14 protein-coding genes and 2 tRNA genes are annotated in these 19,285 nt (G+C 57.3%); 9 read left to right on the forward strand and 7 right to left on the reverse strand.

The window, feature by feature from the left end; genetic code table 11:
• Positions 1–21 precede the first annotated feature (21 nt).
• Positions 22–990 (reverse strand): thioredoxin, encoded by a 969-nt coding sequence (gene trxA, locus QE408_RS05370; protein WP_306929157.1) that lies wholly within the window; start codon positions 988–990, stop codon positions 22–24.
• A gap of 55 nt (positions 991–1,045) precedes the next feature.
• Positions 1,046–1,558, reverse strand: a complete 513-nt coding sequence (locus QE408_RS05375) for a prolyl-tRNA synthetase associated domain-containing protein (protein WP_306930212.1) — start codon at positions 1,556–1,558, stop codon at positions 1,046–1,048.
• 254 nt (positions 1,559–1,812) lie between these two features.
• Between QE408_RS05375 and QE408_RS05380 the strand changes: the two genes are divergently transcribed.
• The 3 genes from QE408_RS05380 (at position 1,813) to QE408_RS05390 (ending at position 3,373) form a co-directional block, all read left to right on the forward strand.
• Positions 1,813–1,887: transfer RNA gene (locus QE408_RS05380), tRNA-Gly, on the forward strand.
• A 218-nt stretch (positions 1,888–2,105) separates the two neighbouring features.
• Positions 2,106–2,180, forward strand: a tRNA-Gly gene (locus QE408_RS05385).
• A 185-nt stretch (positions 2,181–2,365) separates the two neighbouring features.
• Complete coding sequence (locus QE408_RS05390; protein ID WP_306929158.1) at positions 2,366–3,373, forward strand: D-alanyl-D-alanine carboxypeptidase family protein; 1,008 nt, start codon at positions 2,366–2,368, stop codon at positions 3,371–3,373.
• A 32-nt stretch (positions 3,374–3,405) separates the two neighbouring features.
• Here the strand turns inward: QE408_RS05390 and QE408_RS05395 are convergent, their stop codons facing one another.
• Both QE408_RS05395 and QE408_RS05400 read right to left on the reverse strand, forming a co-directional pair.
• A complete protein-coding gene (locus QE408_RS05395; RefSeq protein ID WP_306929160.1) occupies positions 3,406–5,343 on the reverse strand; it encodes a putative bifunctional diguanylate cyclase/phosphodiesterase in 1,938 nt (645 codons plus the stop codon).
• A 220-nt stretch (positions 5,344–5,563) separates the two neighbouring features.
• Positions 5,564–6,451: an AraC family transcriptional regulator gene (locus QE408_RS05400; RefSeq protein WP_306929164.1), complete on the reverse strand. Its 888-nt coding sequence runs from the start codon at positions 6,449–6,451 to the stop codon at positions 5,564–5,566.
• 196 nt (positions 6,452–6,647) lie between these two features.
• Here QE408_RS05400 and QE408_RS05405 point away from each other — a divergent pair, with 196 nt between their 5' ends.
• The 6 genes from QE408_RS05405 (at position 6,648) to QE408_RS05430 (ending at position 15,591) form a co-directional block, all read left to right on the forward strand.
• Complete coding sequence (locus tag QE408_RS05405; protein ID WP_306929165.1) at positions 6,648–8,102, forward strand: alpha-glucosidase/alpha-galactosidase; 1,455 nt, start codon at positions 6,648–6,650, stop codon at positions 8,100–8,102.
• A 116-nt stretch (positions 8,103–8,218) separates the two neighbouring features.
• Complete coding sequence (locus QE408_RS05410) at positions 8,219–10,300, forward strand: ABC transporter substrate-binding protein (RefSeq protein ID WP_306929167.1); 2,082 nt, start codon at positions 8,219–8,221, stop codon at positions 10,298–10,300.
• A gap of 114 nt (positions 10,301–10,414) precedes the next feature.
• The gene (locus tag QE408_RS05415) at positions 10,415–11,419 is read left to right on the forward strand and encodes an ABC transporter permease (protein ID WP_306929169.1); all 1,005 of its coding nucleotides are present in this window, start codon (positions 10,415–10,417) and stop codon (positions 11,417–11,419) included.
• A gap of 2 nt (positions 11,420–11,421) precedes the next feature.
• Positions 11,422–12,543 (forward strand): ABC transporter permease, encoded by a 1,122-nt coding sequence (locus QE408_RS05420; RefSeq protein ID WP_306929171.1) that lies wholly within the window; start codon positions 11,422–11,424, stop codon positions 12,541–12,543.
• An 18-nt stretch (positions 12,544–12,561) separates the two neighbouring features.
• Entirely contained in the window at positions 12,562–14,217 is a 1,656-nt protein-coding gene (locus QE408_RS05425; RefSeq protein ID WP_306929173.1) for an ABC transporter ATP-binding protein, read from the forward strand.
• 21 nt (positions 14,218–14,238) lie between these two features.
• The gene (locus tag QE408_RS05430) at positions 14,239–15,591 is read left to right on the forward strand and encodes an alpha-glucosidase/alpha-galactosidase (protein ID WP_306929175.1); all 1,353 of its coding nucleotides are present in this window, start codon (positions 14,239–14,241) and stop codon (positions 15,589–15,591) included.
• Between the two features lie 141 nt (positions 15,592–15,732).
• Here QE408_RS05430 and nrdF read toward each other — a convergent pair whose 3' ends face one another.
• From nrdF to nrdI, 3 genes are read right to left on the reverse strand one after another with little or no spacing between them, the layout of a single operon-like run.
• Positions 15,733–16,722, reverse strand: a complete 990-nt coding sequence (nrdF, locus tag QE408_RS05435; RefSeq protein WP_306929177.1) for a class 1b ribonucleoside-diphosphate reductase subunit beta — start codon at positions 16,720–16,722, stop codon at positions 15,733–15,735.
• Positions 16,723–16,738: 16 nt separating this feature from the next.
• The gene (gene nrdE, locus QE408_RS05440; RefSeq protein ID WP_306929179.1) at positions 16,739–18,895 is read right to left on the reverse strand and encodes a class 1b ribonucleoside-diphosphate reductase subunit alpha; all 2,157 of its coding nucleotides are present in this window, start codon (positions 18,893–18,895) and stop codon (positions 16,739–16,741) included.
• Entirely contained in the window at positions 18,883–19,281 is a 399-nt protein-coding gene (gene nrdI, locus QE408_RS05445) for a class Ib ribonucleoside-diphosphate reductase assembly flavoprotein NrdI (RefSeq protein ID WP_306930213.1), read from the reverse strand. Before nrdI ends, nrdE begins: the two co-directional genes overlap by 13 nt.
• Between the last annotated feature and the right edge of the window lie 4 nt (positions 19,282–19,285).

Here is a 19,285-nt window from a genome sequence, read left to right on the forward strand (position 1 = left end):
GCGGCAAAGCGCAAGACGGTTTTAGGAAAAGAGTATGGACGACAGCTTCCTGCGACCGGAAATGCTAGCGGGATCTTTAAAGCCCCAAGTCTCGAAAAATTCTACCAACTGCTTGCGTGCCGCGTCGTCTTCAAAGGTCCGATCCTTGCGCATGATGGTCAGCAACTCTTCGACAGCCTCGTCTCGTTTGCCTTGCGCGTTCAGGATTTTGGCGAGCTTCAACCTTGATGCGTGGTCATCCGGGTTGAGTTGCAGCGCCTGCTGCAAGGCAGAAGGATCGCCGAGCTTGCGGGCTTCTTCAAATTGCGCCAGCTTTTTCGATGCCGCCTGCACCGCTGCGTCCTTGGTGAGTTCCTCCGGCAATGAAGACAGAAGCTCGCTGGCGCGCTCATATTGACCCACTGCGATCATGCACTCGGCAATGCCCGCAACAGCTGGGGCATTTTCGGGATCGGCCTGCATCACGGCGCCGAAGAGTTGGGCGGCATTCTGGAAATCGCCGGCCTCCAGAAGCTGTTTTGCCTCTGCGAGTGCTGCCTCGATCTCGGCCTTCTGATCATCGCCTGCCGGGCCTGCAAGCTTCTCGATGAATTGCAGGATCTGGCTTTCAGGAACGGCCCCCATGAAGCCATCGACCGGTCTGCCATCGACGAATGCAACGATCGCGGGAATAGACTGAATGCCGAGCTGGCCGGGAATGGCTGGGTGATCGTCAATGTTCAGCTTCACCAGCTTGACGCGTCCGCCCGCTTCATTGACCACTTTTTCCAGCACCGGCGTCAACTGCTTGCACGGGCCGCACCATGGCGCCCAGAAATCCACCAGCACAGGCTGGCGGCGCGATTCCTCCATCACGTCCTTGGAGAAATTCGCAGTCGTCGTATCCTTGACATAGGAGCCTTGAGAGCCGGATTGTCCGCCGCCGAAGCTTGCCGAACCCGTCATCTGACCTCCGAGCGAAGCTCCGTAAGGGTTATCCATTCCGCTCATATCTCGACTCCCATATCATCTCGTGCCGGTGCGATCATACCGCACAGATCGTAGTTTATTCCGTGACTTTCAAGATCAGTGGCGTGTGCCCCGTCGCCTCGAGGAAGCGCACGAGATCATCACGGCCGATCGTCGTCGTCGCATCATTGGTCAGCGGGTGGCCGTTGATCAGGTCGTACGTCATCAAGTCGCTATCAAGCACGAAGGTCACTTGGTTGTCAGTATCATTGATGGCGCCGAACACGGTGACAGAGCCTGGAACGACGCCCAGATATTCCAGCATCTTTTCCGGCTTGCCGAAGGAGACCCTGCTGGCGGCATTGATGATCTTGTGCACCGCCTTCAGGTCCACCGTGGCGTTTTCTTCCACGGTCAGAACGAAATACTGATCTTTCTTGTCCTTGACGAAGAGGTTCTTCGTATGGCCGCCGGGGATCAGATCGCGTAGCGATTCCGATTCTGCTACAGTGAAGACCGGCTGATGCTGCGTGGTCGTGTGCTTGATGCCGAGGCCGTCGAGAAAGCTGAAAAGATCCTGCGCCGTTTTAGGGGAATGCTCTGCAACCATCACTGCGTGCCTCTGCCGAATTTCGTATGTATCTGACAATGTGAATAGGCCTGACACATCGCTTTTGCAATCCATTCCGCTTCCAAGCTCTCAAAAGATCAGCCTTTTCCGATGCTTGCGACGATTGACAAATTTTTCTCCCGGTTTTCGTCATTTCCCTGTTGCATTTGAAAATCGGTTGAGCGATATAGCGCCCGTCGCCGCAAGACGGCGCCCACGGTTCAGCGATCTACCCCGAACCGTTGGATTTTTGAGCGGGTGTAGCTCAGGGGTAGAGCACAACCTTGCCAAGGTTGGGGTCGAGGGTTCAAATCCCTTCGCCCGCTCCAAATCTCTCTCTATCAGAGTTTATCCTGCCATTTAACCATACACGATGGCGCATTGCGCGCTTGCGCCGTAAGCCATTGGTCGCGTGCTGGGAAAAGATATATCGCACTCTCCCTGCATTTATCTCTTGCATTTGAAAGTCGGTTGAGCGATATAGCGCCCGTTGCCGCAACACGGCGGCCCGCGGTTCAGCGATCTACCCCGAACCGTCGGACTTTGAGCGGGTGTAGCTCAGGGGTAGAGCACAACCTTGCCAAGGTTGGGGTCGAGGGTTCAAATCCCTTCGCCCGCTCCAAATTTTCCAAGCCCAGTCAGTGATGTGTTCTTCTTGCATAGCAGCCTACGTGATTGTCATGCGCGCTCATGTGGCATCCGCATCGTTTACCTGCTAAGGGAGCCGCTTTTCCACAACACTGGATTAGCATTGAGATGAAAAGACTGATTGGCTCCGTTTGCTTGGCATCATTGATGATGGTGCCAATGTCCGTGAAGGCCACGCCCGTCCTCGTTCTGGATGCCGATACCCATCAGGTACTTGTTCAGGAAGATGCCGGGGTTCCCTGGTATCCCGCATCGACAACCAAGTTGATGACGGCGTTTCTCACCTTCGAGGCGCTGCGTGCTGGTGAGATTTCGCTGTCGACGCCTGTCACCATGACGAAGAAATCCGTCAGTGAAGCGTTTCTGGAGTCCGGTCTCTCTCAAGGCCAGGCCATGACATTGGAGGACGCTCTTTATGCCATGATCGTTGCTTCCGCCAACGATGTTGCGATGGCCGTTGCGGAGAGGGTCGGTCACGGTGAGGCACCCTTCGTCGAGAAGATGAACGATGCGGCCAAGCGTCTCGGCATGACGGGGACGCATTTTTCCAATCCAAACGGGCTGTTCGATAAGAACAATTATACCACCGCACGCGATCTCGCGATCCTGGGGCTTGCCATCGAGCAGCGGTTTCCGCAGTTCCAGAACTTCTTCCAGGTCTCTGCCGTATCGATCAACGGCAAGGAAATCCCGTCCAACAATTTGCTCCTGACCCGCTACCGCGGCACGACCGGTCTCAAGACCGGTTTTCTGTGCGCGTCTGGACGCAACTTCGTCGGCGTGGCAAAGCGCGACAACCGCCGCCTCATGGTCGTGGTGCTGGGCGCGACCACCGAGCGCGAGCGCAACGAACGATCTGCAAAATATCTGGACGAGGGCTTCGACGGACGACTTTCCCCGAGCTTCGGCACTGTGGAGTCGATCGCGAACAGGCCTGAGGTGAAGCCGGAAGATATGAGGGTGCGGCTTTGCACCAATCAAAGCGTCAAGTATGAAGCATCGCGTGAGGCCATGTATCCAATGGGCCTCCCAGGCCAGCCGAGCTATCTCAATGACGAGATACCTGGCATCGTCCATCGCATTACGACCTGGCAGGATGAAGCCGCTGCCGCTGATGTTCCGTTGCCGTCTCCCCGACCGGACGAGAACAACGCACCGCGGAACTAACGCTCCATGAGCTAAACCATGCTGCGGCTCCGTCAGGCGACGGCCGCAGCCTCCGTGCGGATCTGCTGGTCCAGGAAGGGCTGAACATCGATGGCTTTCAGCGGGCGCGAGTAGATGTAGCCTTGGATCAGGTTGCAGCCCATATCGGTCAGCATATTGAGCTGATCTTCCGTCTCCACGCCTTCGACGACACAATCGAGAGACAAATCGCGCGATAGCGAGCTGACCGACCGGACGATCTTCTGACTGGCCTCACTGTCGATCAGGTCGCGAACGAAGCTGGCATCGACCTTGATCTTGTCCAGCGGCAGGCGCTGGATTTGGCTGAGACTCGAATAGCCGGTTCCGAAGTCATCAAGGGAGATGCGGGCGCCTGTGGCTTTGAGTGCATTGAGGCTGGCGATGGCCTGGTCCAGATTCATCATCAAGGCGGTTTCCGTCACCTCGAACTCGACCCTGCGCGCAGATACGCCGCTCTCCTCCAGGATCGAGATGAGACCAAGGATTTTATCCGGAGCGGTGATGTCGTGACCAGAAAGATTGAAGGAAATCCCGACCGTGTCCGGCCAGTTCCGCACCGCGTCCAAGGCCTTGCGCAGCAAGATTGGGGTTAAGGTAGAGATCAGACCAGACTGCTCCGCGACCGGAATGAACCGCGCGGGTGAGACGAGACCGAGGGCCGGATTTTGCCAGCGGGCAAGGCATTCGAGCAGGATGGTCTCATTGCGACCGGAATCGACGATCGGCTGGAAGGTTAGGAACAATTCCTGTTCGAGGTCTGCCGCGCGCAGGCTGCGCTCGATCAAGGCCGCTTCGCGCACTGTTTCCTCGTGTTCGGAACTGAACAGAACGGTTTGCTGCTTACCGGTCTTCTTCGCGTGAAAGAGCGCGTAGTCGGCCCTGTCATAGAGTTCCGTGGCTGTCGTTCCAGCCTGCGGGAAGGTGGAAAATCCAACTGAGCAACCGAGTGACAAGCGCAGATCATCGACGAAGATCGGCGCTTTCACAGCCTCGATCAATCCGTCCCCAAGGCTGACCAGTCTTTCACGATCGCTTTCACCGCGCATAAAGAAGGCAAACTCGTCGCCGCCCAGTCGATAAACCTCGGCATGAGACGACAGGATGTCCTGCAAGCGTTGCGCCATGGCTTTTAGCAGCCGGTCTCCGACGAGGTGGCCGTTGCTGTCGTTAATGGCTTTGAATCCGTCGAGATCCACAATGGCAAGCGCCAGCGGTTTGTCTGCTTTGCGCGCGTGATCGAGGGCCTGTTCCAGATCACGGAAGAAGCGGCGTCTGTTGCCGATTTCGGTCAGCATGTCGGTATTGGCAATGCGGAAGTTGTCGTCGCTGAGCGCCTCGATTTCCCGTGTCTTGGCCTCTATCGAGAGCCGCGACGAGACAAGACTGGTGAAGTCGCGATAATAGCCCTGAGCGACATAGGCGAGACCCGCAACGCCGCCGACCAGAAGAACGACGATGCCGATCAGCGTAGAGCCTGAATGGGCGCCGATATAGAGCATGCCGAGAACACAAAATGTGGCCGACAGAATGGAGGAGGTGCGCAGGTGCAGGAGACCAAACAGCAGGAAGACCATCTGTCCGCCCATGCAAAGCGCCAAGAGCAGCAGGGACTCACCCGTTCCCCAATGGGAAAGCCACACCTGCCAGGCGACAATCAATGCCATCCAGACGGTGATTTCGATGCCGAGAATTCGGACAGCTCGCGTGCATTCCTCCGATGGCGGAATAACGTCGCGCTTGCGATACCAGAGATAAGCCCAGATCAGCGACTTCGGCACCAGCACCGCCGGTAGAGTGCCCCACGCCCACCAGGGCGCTTCAGCGGAATAAACGAAGGCCACGGCAACAATGTCAGCGCAGAGTGCGATGTACAGAGCCGGCCAAGTTCTGGCCAGGGCATGGTATCGCGCCTGTTCTACAGTCCGTGCATTTGCAAAGCTGTCGCTCATCTCACTATCCGCATGTTGATCGTTTATGGTGAGACTGTTAACGCAGAAGAGTAAAGCCCAGTCTTACGATCGAAGTTAATGCTTCATAACTGTTTTCTGTCGAAAGGATGCTTGAATTGAACTGGATGTTCCACATCCAAAAGCAGGCGCCTGTCGAGGTTCAGGCGAGTCACTTGGACGGCTCCCAAGTTGAGATCTTCTCCTTGTTTAATGCGAAGCTCTAATTTTGTGGCGCGCTCGGATACATGCCGCTGGTGCGAAATTCGCTCGGATTGGTGCCGTAAAGCCTGCGGAACACCTTTGAGAAGTAGTTCGGGTCGTCAAAGCCGCAGAGAACTGAAACTTCCTTGATCGGTATGTTTGCCGCCGTGGTCAGAAGCTTTGCCGCACGGCGAAGTCGCCGCTGCAATACGAATTCTGCCGGCGGAACGCCTTCATTGGCGGTGAAGATTCGTGAGAAATGCGCGCGGCTAAGCCCAGCCACAGCAGCCAGATCGTTGACCGACAAGCGCTCGTTTAAATGTCCGTCGATGTAGCTCAGCACCTGCTGCATGGTACGGTACTCGCCGCCGAAGGAGGCGTGAGAGCCGAAGACATCGTCGTAAAGTGTCATGGCGGCTTCATAGGCGGCTGCGGAGGCGGCGCCTGGCGTTTCGGCACCGTTGACGAGGCGGGAACAGCACTCCGCCAAGTGATCGATGGTCTGCGGCTGAAGTTTAAGGATCGGTCCCGTCACTGCGAGAATGTTGCGGTGGATGCGCAAGGCTTCTTCACCGTTCATGGAAATCCAGAAAAACTCCCACTCCTGGTCATGGTCCAGCCAATAACGATGATTGTGAGGAACGAGGACCAGCAGAGTTTCGCCGGGCTTGACGACGTAATGACGATTTTCATAGCGCAGATTGCCGGCACCGCTGATACAATGTTGCAGGACCGTGAATGGCGTCTGCCCGCGCTTTCTTCCGTCCCAATCGTAGTTGCCGCCATGACGGATTTCATAGCCGCTACTCGTGGGCATTGTGTGAAGCGTCTGGCGCCCTCGCGGCAGGGATACGGCACGCATGCAAGGGCCTTGGTCGATTAAATCCTGTAGCACAAAATTACCCATTAAAGCATAATCCTTCTCTGGCATTGGCCAACTTTATACGCATAATCGCCCGCAGAGGAGACAGCCAGCAGGATTCTTTATAAAGGTAACGTCAATATCTCTGATTTTTCAATGTATTGGAGAGTCAGCGGAGTTTTTGTGACGCAAAAGTCCTTCGGCCCGTTTTGCCCTTTCTATTCGAAAAAGAGGTGGCGTTATGAGTTTCAAAATCGCTATAATCGGGGCGGGGAGCGTCGGCTTCACAAAAAAGCTCTTTACCGATGTTTTGTGCGTACCGGAATTTCACGATATCGAGGTGGCGCTGACGGATATCAGCCAGCACAATCTCGATATGATCAAGGCCATTCTCGACAAGATCGTTGAAGCCAACGGCTTGAAGGTCAAGGTCACTGCACACACGGATCGTAAGCGCGCCCTGGAAGGTGCCAAGTACATCATCAGCTGCGTGCGCGTCGGCGGTCTGGAAGCCTATGCCGAGGATATCCGCATTCCGCTGAAATATGGTATCGACCAGTGTGTCGGCGATACGATCTGCGCGGGCGGCATTCTCTATGGCCAGCGCAATATCCCGGTTATTCTGGATTTCTGCCGCGACATCCGCGAAGTAGCCGCTCCGAATGCGAAGTTCCTCAACTACGCAAACCCGATGGCAATGAACACATGGGCGGCCATCGAATATGGCAAGGTCGATACTGTGGGTCTTTGCCATGGGGTTCAGCATGGCGCTGAACAGATCGCCGAAGTTCTCGGCGCGACATCCCTTTCCGATCTCGACTACATTTGCTCGGGCATCAACCATCAGACATGGTTCGTCGATCTGCGCCTCAATGGCCGCAAGATCGGCAAGGACGAGCTGATTGCCGCATTTGAAGCCCATCCGGTCTTCTCGCAGCAGGAAAAGCTTCGCATCGACGTCTTGAAGCGCTTTGGTGTCTATTCCACCGAAAGCAACGGGCATCTGTCCGAATATCTGCCCTGGTATCGCAAGCGGCCGGAAGAAATCTCCCGCTGGATCGACATGTCGGATTGGATCCATGGCGAGACCGGCGGTTACCTCCGTTATTCGACGGAAACGCGAAACTGGTTCGAAACCGAATTCCCACAGTTCCTGGCAGCAGCCGATAAGCCGATCGATCCGGCCGAGCGTTCGAATGAACACGCCAGCCATATTCTGGAAGCGCTGGAAACCGGACGGGTCTATCGCGGCCACTTCAACGTCAAGAACAATGGAGTCATCAGCAATCTGCCTTCGGATGCGATCATCGAATCGCCCGGCTTCGTCAATCGTTTCGGCATCAACATGGTCTCGGGGATCACCCTGCCGGAAGCCTGTGCGGCGACCTGTATGGCATCGATCAATGTTCAACGCATGTCGGTGCACGCGGCGGTGACCGGCGATATCGACCTCTTGAAGCTTGCGGTTCTGCATGACCCGCTGGTGGGCGCGGTGTCCACGCCGGAAGAGGTTTGGCAGATGGTCGACGAAATGGTGGTGGCGCAGGCTCAGTGGCTGCCCCAATATGCCGATGCCGTTCCAGCGGCGCGCGAGCGCTTGAAGAACGCAACGGTCAAGACCCGCGAATGGGAAGGGTCAGCGCGTCGCGCCGTTCGCTCCATCGAAGAGCTGCGGGCCATCAAGCAGGCGAGCTGATCGAAGCAGAGAGATCAAGGCGGCCCTGAGGAGGGCTGTCGATAAGACCGGGCGGGAGGCCCGGTTGAACGAGCGATGACGGGTATACTCCGTTGTTCAAAAAAAGGGGAGTGAGGATGACAAACCAACATCTTGTGAAAACGGCCGCCCTTCTAGTTGGCGTGTCCGCCTTGGCATACGGCGCCATGGCGTCGGAACTGACCGTCGTGCCGCAGCCGCCGGATTTCCCGGCGCAGACCAAAGTGCAATATGTGGATGGCTCGGCCATCCTCGAGTACAAAGCACTACCGGAATATCATGAGCCAGAATGGGTAACGAAGCAGTTCGTCGACCAGAAGAAGCTGCCTCCGGTCAAGGATCGCCTGCCGAAGGAGCCGATGGTCTACAAGACCGGAAACATGCCGGATGGCGTGGGCGTTTACGGCGACACGCTGCGCCATGTCATCGGCGGTCGTCCGGAGGGCTGGAATTACTGGGCCGGTCAGAACCAGGGCTGGGGCGGCATCGATATCGGTCTCTTCGAGTGCCTGACGCGCACCGGCCCGCTCTTCCAGGTCAAAGCCGAAGACCTCCAGCCGCTTCCGAACCTTGCCAAAAGCTGGGAGTGGTCCAAGGACGGCCATAAGCTGACCATGAAGCTTATCGAGGGTGCGAAGTGGTCCGATGGGCAGGATTTCACCTCGGACGATGTGATGTTCTACTGGGACGACAACGTCCTCGACCCGAACGTCTCGCCGCTGAATGGTGCGACCCAGGAAACCTTCGGCGCAGGCACGACGCTGAAAGCCATCGACAAATACACGATCGAATGGACCTTTAAGGACGCGTTTCCCAAGCAGTTCATCTACAACATGGCCTATGGCACCTTCTGCCCCGGTCCCGCCCATGTGCTGAAGCCGCAGCATCCGAAGTATTCGAAGAACACCTACGACCAGTACAAGAACGCGTTCCCGCCGAGCTACATGAACTTCCCGGTCATGGGCGCGTGGGTTCCGGTCGAGTACCGCCCGGATGACATCATCGTCATGCGTCGCAATCCCTACTACTGGAAGGTCGACGAAAAGGGCAACCAGCTGCCTTATCTGGACGAAACACACTACAAGCTTTCGACCTGGGCCGACCGTGACGTTCAGGCGGTTGCGGGTTCCGGCGACATTTCCAACTTGGAGCAGCCGGAAAACTTCGTGGAGTCGCTGAAGCGCTCCGCTCAGAAGGACGCTCCTGCGAGATTGGCCTTCGGACCGCGTCTGATCGGCTACAATATCGAGATGAACTTCTCCGCCAACGGCTGGGGCGATCCGGATGCCCGCCAGCAAGCCATTCGCGAGCTGAACCGTAACGAGCATTTCCGTCGCGCCATCACCATGGCGACCAACCGCAAGGAACTGGGCGATTCCCTCGTCAAGGGTCCGTTCGTCGCGACCTATGCCGGTGGTATTCTCTCCGGCTCGAACTTCTACGATCGTCAGTCGACCTTCTACTATCCCTTCGATCTCGAAGGCGCCAAGAAGGAGCTTGCTGCGGCCGGTCTGAAGGACACCGATGGCAACGGCATCGTCAACTTCCCGGCAGGCACCGCCGGCGGTAGGGATGTCGAAATCTCGATGCTCGTCAGCAACGACTACACGACCGACAAAAGCCTTGCCGAAGGCGTCATCGCGCAGATGCAGAAGCTTGGCATCCGTGTGGTGCTGAACGCTCAGGCCAGCAAGGATCGCGATGCGGCAAACTTCGGTGGTAAGTTCGATTGGTCGCTTCACCGCACCCAGGCGGAACTTGCTTCCGTCGTGCAGAACACGCCGCAGCTCGCTCCCACCGGCCCGCGCACCAGCTGGTTCCACCGCGCCAACAACAAGAATGAACTCGATCTGATGCCATTCGAGAGGGAGCTTGCTGATACGATCAACAAGTTCGTCATTTCGAGCGACCCGAAGGAGCAGGCCGAGCTGATCAAGCAGTATCAGAAAATCTACACCACCAACGTCAACACGGTCGGTCTTGTGGAATATCCCGGTGCTCTGATCATCAACAAGCGCTTCAAGAACGTGCCGAACGGGACGCCGATCTACATGTTCAACTGGGCCGAAGACTCGATCATCCGCGAACGTCTCTATGTTCCGGCAGCCGATCAGGGTGACTACCAGCTCTTCAAGGACACGTTGCCCGGCAAGCCCGGTGGCGAAGGTCCGCAGAAGTAAGCGTATCTCCCGGCTCTGCGTCCCGCGGCATCAGGCGGGGCGTGGAACCCAAGAGGTGGCGGTTTGAGGCCGAGAGGTCGGGAACCGCCACCGTCCCTCTGAGGAGAAGTTCTTATGTTGAGGTTTCTGGTTACCCGCCTTCTGTCCGCAATTCCGTTGCTTCTGATCCTGAGCATCGTGACATTCGCGATCATCCAGGCGCCGCCCGGCAACTATGCAGATTATATCCGGTCGCAGCTCATGAATCTCGGAGGCGCGTCCTTCGAGCAGGCGGATGCTCAGGCAAAGGCCTATGCCGTCGCTCATGGTCTCGATAAGCCTCTGGTCATCCAGTATTTCAACTGGATCTGGAACATGGCGGCGAAGGGCGACTTCGGTTACAGCATGTTTTATAACCGGCCCGTGGGTGAGATCGTTGCCGAACGTCTGCCGCGAACGCTGATCCTCGCGCTGGTCTGCCATATCTTCGCGTCCATCCTCGGTATCACCTTCGGCATCCTCGCCGCCACGCGCCAATATAGTTGGGTCGATACGATCCTCTCCGGCATCGCCTTCCTCGGCATGACCATTCCACGTTTTCTGATGGCGCTAATCATGGTCTATCTCCTGGTCTTCCATTTCAACATCAGCGAAATCGGCAACTTCTTCTCGCCCCGTTATGGCGGCGCGCCCTGGTCCTGGGACAAGTTCGTCGATCTGGTGAAGCATGTCTGGCCGGTGGTCGCCATCGCCACCTTTGGCGGGCTCGCCTACAATATGCGCGTCATGCGCGGCAATCTGCTCGATACGCTGAACGCGCAATATATCGAGACGGCGCGAGCCAAGGGCCTGCGTGAGAGCGCGGTCGTCATGCGCCACGCCGTGCCCAATGCGCTGCATCCGCTCATCATGTATCAGGGCGTGGTTCTGCCCTACATGCTGACCGGCGAAATCGAGGTGGCGATCATCTTCGCGCTGCCGACCGTCGGACCTGCCATTGTTGGCTCCATGCATGTGGGCGACGTCTACGTGACGGCAACCTTCATGCTCGTGCTGGCCGCCACGCTGATCATCGGCAACATCATCGCCGATATGCTGCTGGCAGCCCTTGATCCACGTGTCAGACTGGGAGGAGCGTGACCATGTTGGTTCCAGCCGAAACCACAATCGAGCCGACTGTAACGACTGCACCAGCAGGCAACGAAAGCTACCAGGCTCTGGTTTGGCGCCGCTTTCGACGGTCCTTCACCGGCATGCTCGGCCTCGTGCTCGTCTGCGCTCTTCTCATCATGGCGGTCTTCGCGGGCTTCTTAGCCCCTGTCGATCCGATGCTGTCGGAAGATTCCTTCATGCCGCCGGAATCGATTTCGATCCATGACCAGGAAGGCAATCTGGTCATGCCCCGGGTCTATCCGATGGTCGATTCCGAAAAGCTCGATCCCATTACGTTCCAGCCTATCAGCGGGCCGGACTATGAGAACCCGCGGATACTGGGCTTCTTTGTGACCGGCTTCGAGTACAAGCTCTTCGGCATCATTCCGTCCACGATCCACTTCTTCGGCTCGACGGATGGCAAGCCGGTTCACTTCCTTGGCACGGACAAGCTCGGCCGAGACATTCTCTCCCGTGCGATCTACGGCTCTCGCATCTCGCTGATGATTGCTTTGACCGTCGTCACCATCGTCACCGCGATCGGCACGACCGTGGGCATGGTCTCTGGCTATCTCGGTGGTGCCTTCGACACATGGGCGCAGCGCTTCGTCGAGCTCGTGCTCGCCTTTCCGCAACTGCCGCTTTATCTGGCGCTGACATCGCTGATCCCGGTCACTGCCCCGACCAATGTCTTCCTTGGCTTCGTCATCGTCGTCATGTCGGCGCTTGGGTGGGCGCAGATGTCGCGAGAAGTGCGCGGCAAGACGCTGGCACTTGCCCGTATCGAATATGTGAAGGCGGCGATTGCGATCGGGGCCACCGACCGGCGCATCATCTTCCAGCATATTTTTCCGAATGTGATGAGCCATGTGATCGTGGCGGTGACGCTGAACATTCCGACGATCGTGCTTCTGGAATCCTTCCTTGGCTTCCTCGGCTTTGCGGTGAAGCCGCCGCTGATCTCCTGGGGTTTGATGCTTCAGGATACGGCGAATTATTCGGTCATCGGGTCTTACCCTTGGATCCTCGCGCCCGTCGGCTTCGTGCTGGTCACGGTCTTTGCCTTCAACGCGCTGGGCGATGGTCTGCGCGATGCCATCGATCCCTATTGAGCCGAGAAAGAGATCACGATGACACAAAATCTCATCCCTGAACTTCGTCTCGATGCAGCGCTTCATACCGACGAACCGCTTCTCGATGTTCGCCACGCCGGCGTCAACTTCAAAACCGAGCATGGCGAAGTCGCGGCCGTGCAAGACATCTCCTTTCAGCTTTACCGCGGTGAGACGATTGCCATCGTCGGCGAATCCGGCTCGGGGAAATCGGTCACGGCGCGTCTGGTCATGGGGCTCTTGTCCAAGCGCGCCACCGTCAGTCCAAATACGCGGGTAAAATTTCGCGGCGAAGACATTCTGAAATATTCGCGCGAGAAACGGCGTCTGCTGCGCGGCAGCCGGATTTCGATGATCTTCCAGGAGCCGATGAGTTCGCTCAATCCGCTTTACTCTGTTGGCACGCAGATTGCAGAAGCCATCCGGGCGCATCGTCGGGTCAGCAAGTCGGAGGCACGCAAACAGGCCATCGCACTTCTGGCCGAAGTGCGCATCCCTGATCCGGAACTCAGGATCGATCAGTATCCGCACCAGCTCTCCGGCGGTCAGCGCCAGCGTGTGATGATTGCCATGGCGCTTGCCAACAATCCGGACCTGCTGATTGCCGATGAGCCGACGACCGCGCTCGATGTGACCGTGCAGGCGCAGATCCTTAATCTGCTGCGCGATTTGCAGCGCAAGCACGGCATGGCCGTCGTCCTCATCACGCATGATCTGACGGTGGTGCGGCGGTTCTCCGACTATGTCTATGTGATGCAGAAGGGTCTGCTGCAGGAACACAATACCACTGCCGCACTTTTCGAGGCGCCACAGCATCCTTATACCCGCCATCTTCTCGGCTCAGAGCCGCGGGGTCGTGCCAAGCCACTGTCGGACAACCAACCCATTCTGCTCGAAGGCAAGAATGTTCGCGTGTCGTTCGGCCTGCGTAGCGGCGGTTTTTTCCGTCCGGTGTTCCACGACCTCGTTGCGGTGGACGGCCTGTCGCTCGAACTCAGGCGGCATGAAACGCTGGGGCTCGTCGGCGAATCCGGATCGGGCAAGACCACCTTCGGGCAGGTGCTGACGCGACTGATCGGCAATGAGGGCGGAGAAATTGTCTTCGACAAGCAGCCGATCCACAACAAGGATCGCGATGCCATGCGTCCCTTACGTTCACGCATGCAGGTGGTGTTTCAGGATCCGTTTTCCTCGCTCAATCCGCGCATGACGGTGGGCCAGATCATCGGTGAGGGCTTAGTCGTCAACAATATCGGCGCCAACAGTGCCGAGCGGCTGGATCGCGTGCGCGCGGCTCTCAGAGATGCGGGGCTTCCCGACAATGTCACCAATCGCTTTCCGCATGAGTTTTCCGGTGGGCAACGCCAACGCATTGCGATCGCACGCGCGATCGCGCTGGAGCCCGAGTTCCTGCTGCTGGACGAACCGACATCGGCGCTCGACCTCTCCGTGCAAGCGCAGATCATCGATCTGTTGCGCAAGCTGCAAGATGAGAAGGGCTTGAGCTACCTCTTCATCTCGCACGACCTGAAGGTCGTCCGGGCTCTTTGCCACCGTGTCATCGTCATGCAGCGCGGGCATATCGTGGAGCAGGGGTCCGTCGAAGAGGTGCTGTCCAATCCCAAGACCGAATACACGCAGCGGCTGGTCCGGGCTGCGTTCGAAATCGCATAATTTCCGAGAGTGGAGAGAGAAATGACAAGAAATCCCAAGATCGCTTTCATCGGGGCAGGGTCCACGGTGTTCATGAAAAATATCATCGGCGACGTGTTGCAGCGCCCCGCTTTGTCCGGCGCCCGCATTGCGCTGATGGACATCAACCAGCAGCGGCTGGACGAGAGCGCCATCGTCGTCAACAAGCTGATCTCGACGCTCGGCGTCAGCGCCAAGGCGGAAACCTTTACCGATCAGCGAAAGGCGCTGACGGACGCGGATTTCGTCGTGGTCGCTTTCCAGATCGGCGGCTATGAGCCATGCACCGTCACCGACTTCGAAGTGCCGCGCAAATACGGCCTGCGCCAGACGATTGCCGATACGCTCGGCGTCGGCGGCATCATGCGCGGTCTGCGCACCGTGCCGCACCTGTGGAAAATCTGCGAGGACATGCTGGCGGTCTGCCCCAATGCCATCATGCTGCAATATGTGAACCCGATGGCGATCAACACCTGGGCGATTGCGGAAAAGTATCCGACGATCCGCCAGGTCGGTCTCTGCCACTCCGTTCAGGGTACGGCGATGGAACTGGCCCACGATCTCGATATTCCCTATGAGGAAATCCGCTATCGCTCCGCCGGCATCAACCACATGGCGTTCTTCCTTGAATTCGAACACCGCCAGCCGGATGGCAGCTACAAGAACCTTTATCCGGATCTCGTGCGTGGCTACCGTGAAGGCCGTGCGCCAAAGCCCGGCTGGAACCCGCGTTGCCCTAACAAGGTCCGCTACGAGATGCTGACGCGGCTCGGTTACTTCGTCACCGAAAGCTCAGAGCACTTCGCCGAATACACGCCCTATTTCATCAAGGAAGGCCGCGAAGACCTGATCGAGAAGTTCGGCATTCCGCTCGATGAATATCCAAAGCGCTGCATCGAGCAGATCGAACGCTGGAAGGGCGAGGCGGATGCTTATCGCTCGGCGGACAAGATCGAAGTCAAGCAATCGAAGGAATATGCCTCCTCCATCATCAACTCGGTGTGGACCGGCGAACCCTCGGTGATCTATGGCAACCAGCGCAACAATGGCTGCATCACCTCGCTGCCCTACAATTGCGCGGCGGAAGTACCTTGCCTCGTCGATCATAACGGCGTGCAGCCCACCTTCATCGGCGAACTGCCACCGCAACTGACGGCGCTGATGCGCACCAACATCAACGTCCAGGAACTGACGGTCCGGGCGATGATGAGCGAGAACCGCGAGCATATCTATCACGCAGCGATGATGGATCCGCATACGGCAGCCGAGCTCGATCTCGACCAGATATGGTCTTTGGTGGACGATCTTCTCGTCGCCCACCGCGACTGGTTGCCGGAATGGACGCAGGCCCGTTGATCGCGCGTAAGTATTGCGGGGCTGAATGGCCCCGCAGACACTTCACGAAGCCTGCCTTAATTCAGAACTTTCCCCAACGATCGTGAGCGAGCGTTGAGAGACCGGAAGACCCGAACCACAAGACATCGGATGCGAGTGGTTCTAAAAATCCCAGTCCTCATCCTCAGTGGCGACCGCCTTGCCGATGACATAGGATGAGCCGGAGCCGGAGAAGAAGTCGTGGTTCTCATCGGCATTTGGGGACAGCGCCGAAAGGATGGCGGGATTGACCTTGCAGGCCTCGGCGGGAAACAGTGCCTCATAACCGAGGTTCATCAGTGCCTTGTTAGCATTGTAATGAAGGAACTTCTTGACGTCCTCAGTCAGGCCGACGCCATCGTAAAGCGCCTCGGTGTATCGCGCTTCGTTGTCATAAAGCTCCAGGAGCAGGTCAAAGGCGAAATCCTTGATCTCCTGGCGCGCCGCCTCTGGCAAACGTTCGAGTGCGCGCTGGAATTTGTAGCCGATATAGTAGCCGTGTACCGCCTCGTCGCGAATGATGAGGCGGATCATGTCTGCCGTATTGGTGAGCTTGGCACGGCTAGACCAGTACATCGGCAGATAAAAGCCCGAATAGAACAGGAAGCTTTCGAGGAAGACCGACGCCACCTTTTTCTTCAATGGATCGTCAGAGGCATATTGCTCCAGGATCAGGGACGATTTGCGCTGGAGGAACTCGTTTTCTTCCGACCATCGATAAGCATCGTCCACATCCGGCGTGGAGCACAGCGTAGAGAAAATCGACGAATAGGAGCGGGCATGCACGGCCTCCATGAAGGAGATGTTGGAAAGCACCGCCTCTTCATGCGGCGTCGCCACATCTTCCATCAGGCGGACTGACCCGACGCCGTTCTGGATCGTGTCGAGCAGTGTCAGTCCGGTGAAGACGCGGATCGTCAATTGCTGCTCTTCGGCCTTCAGCGTTGCCCAGGAGGGGATGTCGTTGGAGAGTGGTACCTTTTCCGGTAGCCAGAAATTGCCTGTCAGTCTGTTCCACACCTCGAGGTCCTTGTCGTCCTCAAGGCGGTTCCAGTTGATCGCGCGAATGGCGGTGGCAGCCTTTGGCGCCGTGGTCTTCAGTTGGATGTTCATGGTTGCTACCGAATGATCAGAGGGCGCAGGAGACGCAACCTTGCACTTCCGTGCCGGTCAGCGCCATTTGGCGAAGGCGGATGTAGTAGATCGTCTTGATGCCCTTCTTCCAGGCATAGATCTGGGCGCGGTTGATATCCCGTGTCGTGGCGGTGTCGCGGAAGAACAGAGTCAGCGACAATCCCTGGTCCACATGCTGCGTGGCTGCGGCATAGGTATCGATGATCTTCTCAGGTCCGATCTCGTAGGCATCCTGATAGTATTCGAGATTGTCGTTGGTCATGAAGGCAGCCGGATAATAGACCCGGCCGATCTTGCCTTCCTTGCGGATTTCGATTTTCGAGACGATCGGGTGGATGGAGGAGGTCGAGTGATTGATATAGGAAATCGAGCCGGTCGGCGGCACCGCCTGGAGGTTCTGATTGTACAGCCCGCCCTCCATCACAGCCTGCTTCAGTTTCAGCCAGTCTTCCTGTGTCGGGATGTGAATACCGGCTTTTTCGAACAGATCGGTAACGCGCGCCGTTGACGGCTTCCATTCCTTTTGCGTGTATTTATCGAAGTAGTCGCCGCTCGCATATTTGGACTGTTCAAAGCCCTTGAAGCGCTGGCCACGCTCTACCGCCAGGCGATTGGAAGCTCTCAGCGCGTGATAGGTCACCGTGTAGAAATAGATATTGGTGAAATCCACGCCTTCTTCGGAGCCATAGAAAATCCGCTCGCGCGCGAGATAGCCATGCAGGTTCATCTGGCCGAGGCCGATTGCGTGGCTTTCGGCGTTGCCCTTGGCAACAGATGGCACGGAGGCGATATGGCTCATATCGGAAACGGCTGTCAAAGCGTGGATCGCGGTCTCAACCGTCCTGCCGAAATCATTCGAATCCATCGCCGCTGCGATGTTAAGCGAGCCGAGGTTGCAGGAAATGTCCTTGCCGGTCGTTTCATAGGACAGGTCGGCCTCATAGGTGCTGGGTTCACTGACCTGAAGAATTTCCGAGCAGAGATTGCTCATGGTGATGCGCCCGGCAATCGGGTTCTCGCGGTTCACCGTGTCCTCGAACATGATGTAGGGATAGCCGCTTTCGAACTGGATCTCGGCCAGCACCTGAAAGAACTCGCGCGCCTTGATCTTCTTTTTGCGGATACGGCTATCGGCGACCATCTCGCGGTACTTTTCCGTTACCGATATCTCGCTGAAGGCGACGCCATAGATGCGTTCCACATCGTAGGGTGAGAAGAGGTACATATCCTCATTGTTCTTGGCGAGTTCGAAGGTGATATCCGGAACGACGACGCCGAGCGACAGCGTCTTGATGCGGATTTTTTCGTCGGCATTTTCGCGCTTGGTGTCGAGGAAGCGCATGATGTCCGGGTGATGGGCGTTGAGATAGACGGCGCCGGCACCCTGGCGCGCGCCAAGCTGGTTTGCGTAGGAAAAGGAATCCTCCAACAGTTTCATTACCGGGATGACGCCGGAGGACTGGTTTTCGATCTGTTTGATCGGTGCGCCGCTTTCGCGAAGATTGGTCAGCGAAAGGGCCACGCCGCCGCCGCGCTTCGAGAGCTGCAGTGCAGAGTTGATGCCACGGGCGATCGACTCCATATTGTCTTCCATGCGCAGCAGGAAGCAGGAAACCAGTTCGCCGCGCTGCTTCTTGCCCGCATTCAAAAAGGTTGGAGTGGCCGGTTGAAAGCGGCCGGAGATCATCTCATCCACAAGGTCACGGGCCAGCTTTTCGTCGCCCCGTGCCAGCGCCAGCGCCACAATGCAGACGCGGTCTTCATACCGCTCCAGGTATCGTTTTCCGTCAAAGGTTTTCAGCGTATAGGACGTGTAGTATTTGAACGCCCCGAGGAATGTCGGGAAGCGGAATTTCTTCGCATAGGCATGATCGAAAAGATCGCGGACGAAGTTGAAGGCATACTGGTCCAGCACTGTCTGCTCGTAATAGCCTTCACTCAAAAGATAATCGAGCTTTTCGCGCAGATTGTGAAAGAACACCGTGTTCTGGTTTACGTGCTGAAGAAAGTACTGGCGTGCAGCCAGCCTGTCCTTGTCCAACTGAATCCGGCCATCCTCATCATAGAGGTTCAGCATCGCGTTCAGCGCGTGGTAATCCAGCACGGTCGCGTCCGATTGCTTCAGGGGCCTCTCGAGTGTCAACGTGTCCAAAATCGTTCCAATCCCTGTCTGACATTGACGACGTCCTCTCCCGTTCCCATCAGTTCGAAGCGATAGAGATACGGCACACCGCATTTGGCGGAGATGATGTCGCCGGCGATCCCGAAGGTTGCGCCGAAATTGCTGTTGCCCGCAGCAATCACGCCGCGAAGATTTGCTCGATTATTCGCATCGTTGAGGAAGCGAATGACCTGTTTGGGAACCGCGCCCTTGCCGTTCTCGCCGCTATAGGTCGGAACGATGAGGACGAACGGGTTGTGAACATGGAGAGGTTCAGCAGCGCTGATCGGAATACGGCGGGCCGGGGTCTCGAGCTTGCTCACAAAGCGATGTGTGTTTTCCGAGCGGGTCGAGAAGTAGACGACCTCCCCCGTCATGCTC

The sequence above is a fragment of the Agrobacterium larrymoorei genome (assembly GCF_030819275.1).
Taxonomy (GTDB): domain Bacteria; phylum Pseudomonadota; class Alphaproteobacteria; order Rhizobiales; family Rhizobiaceae; genus Agrobacterium; species Agrobacterium larrymoorei_B.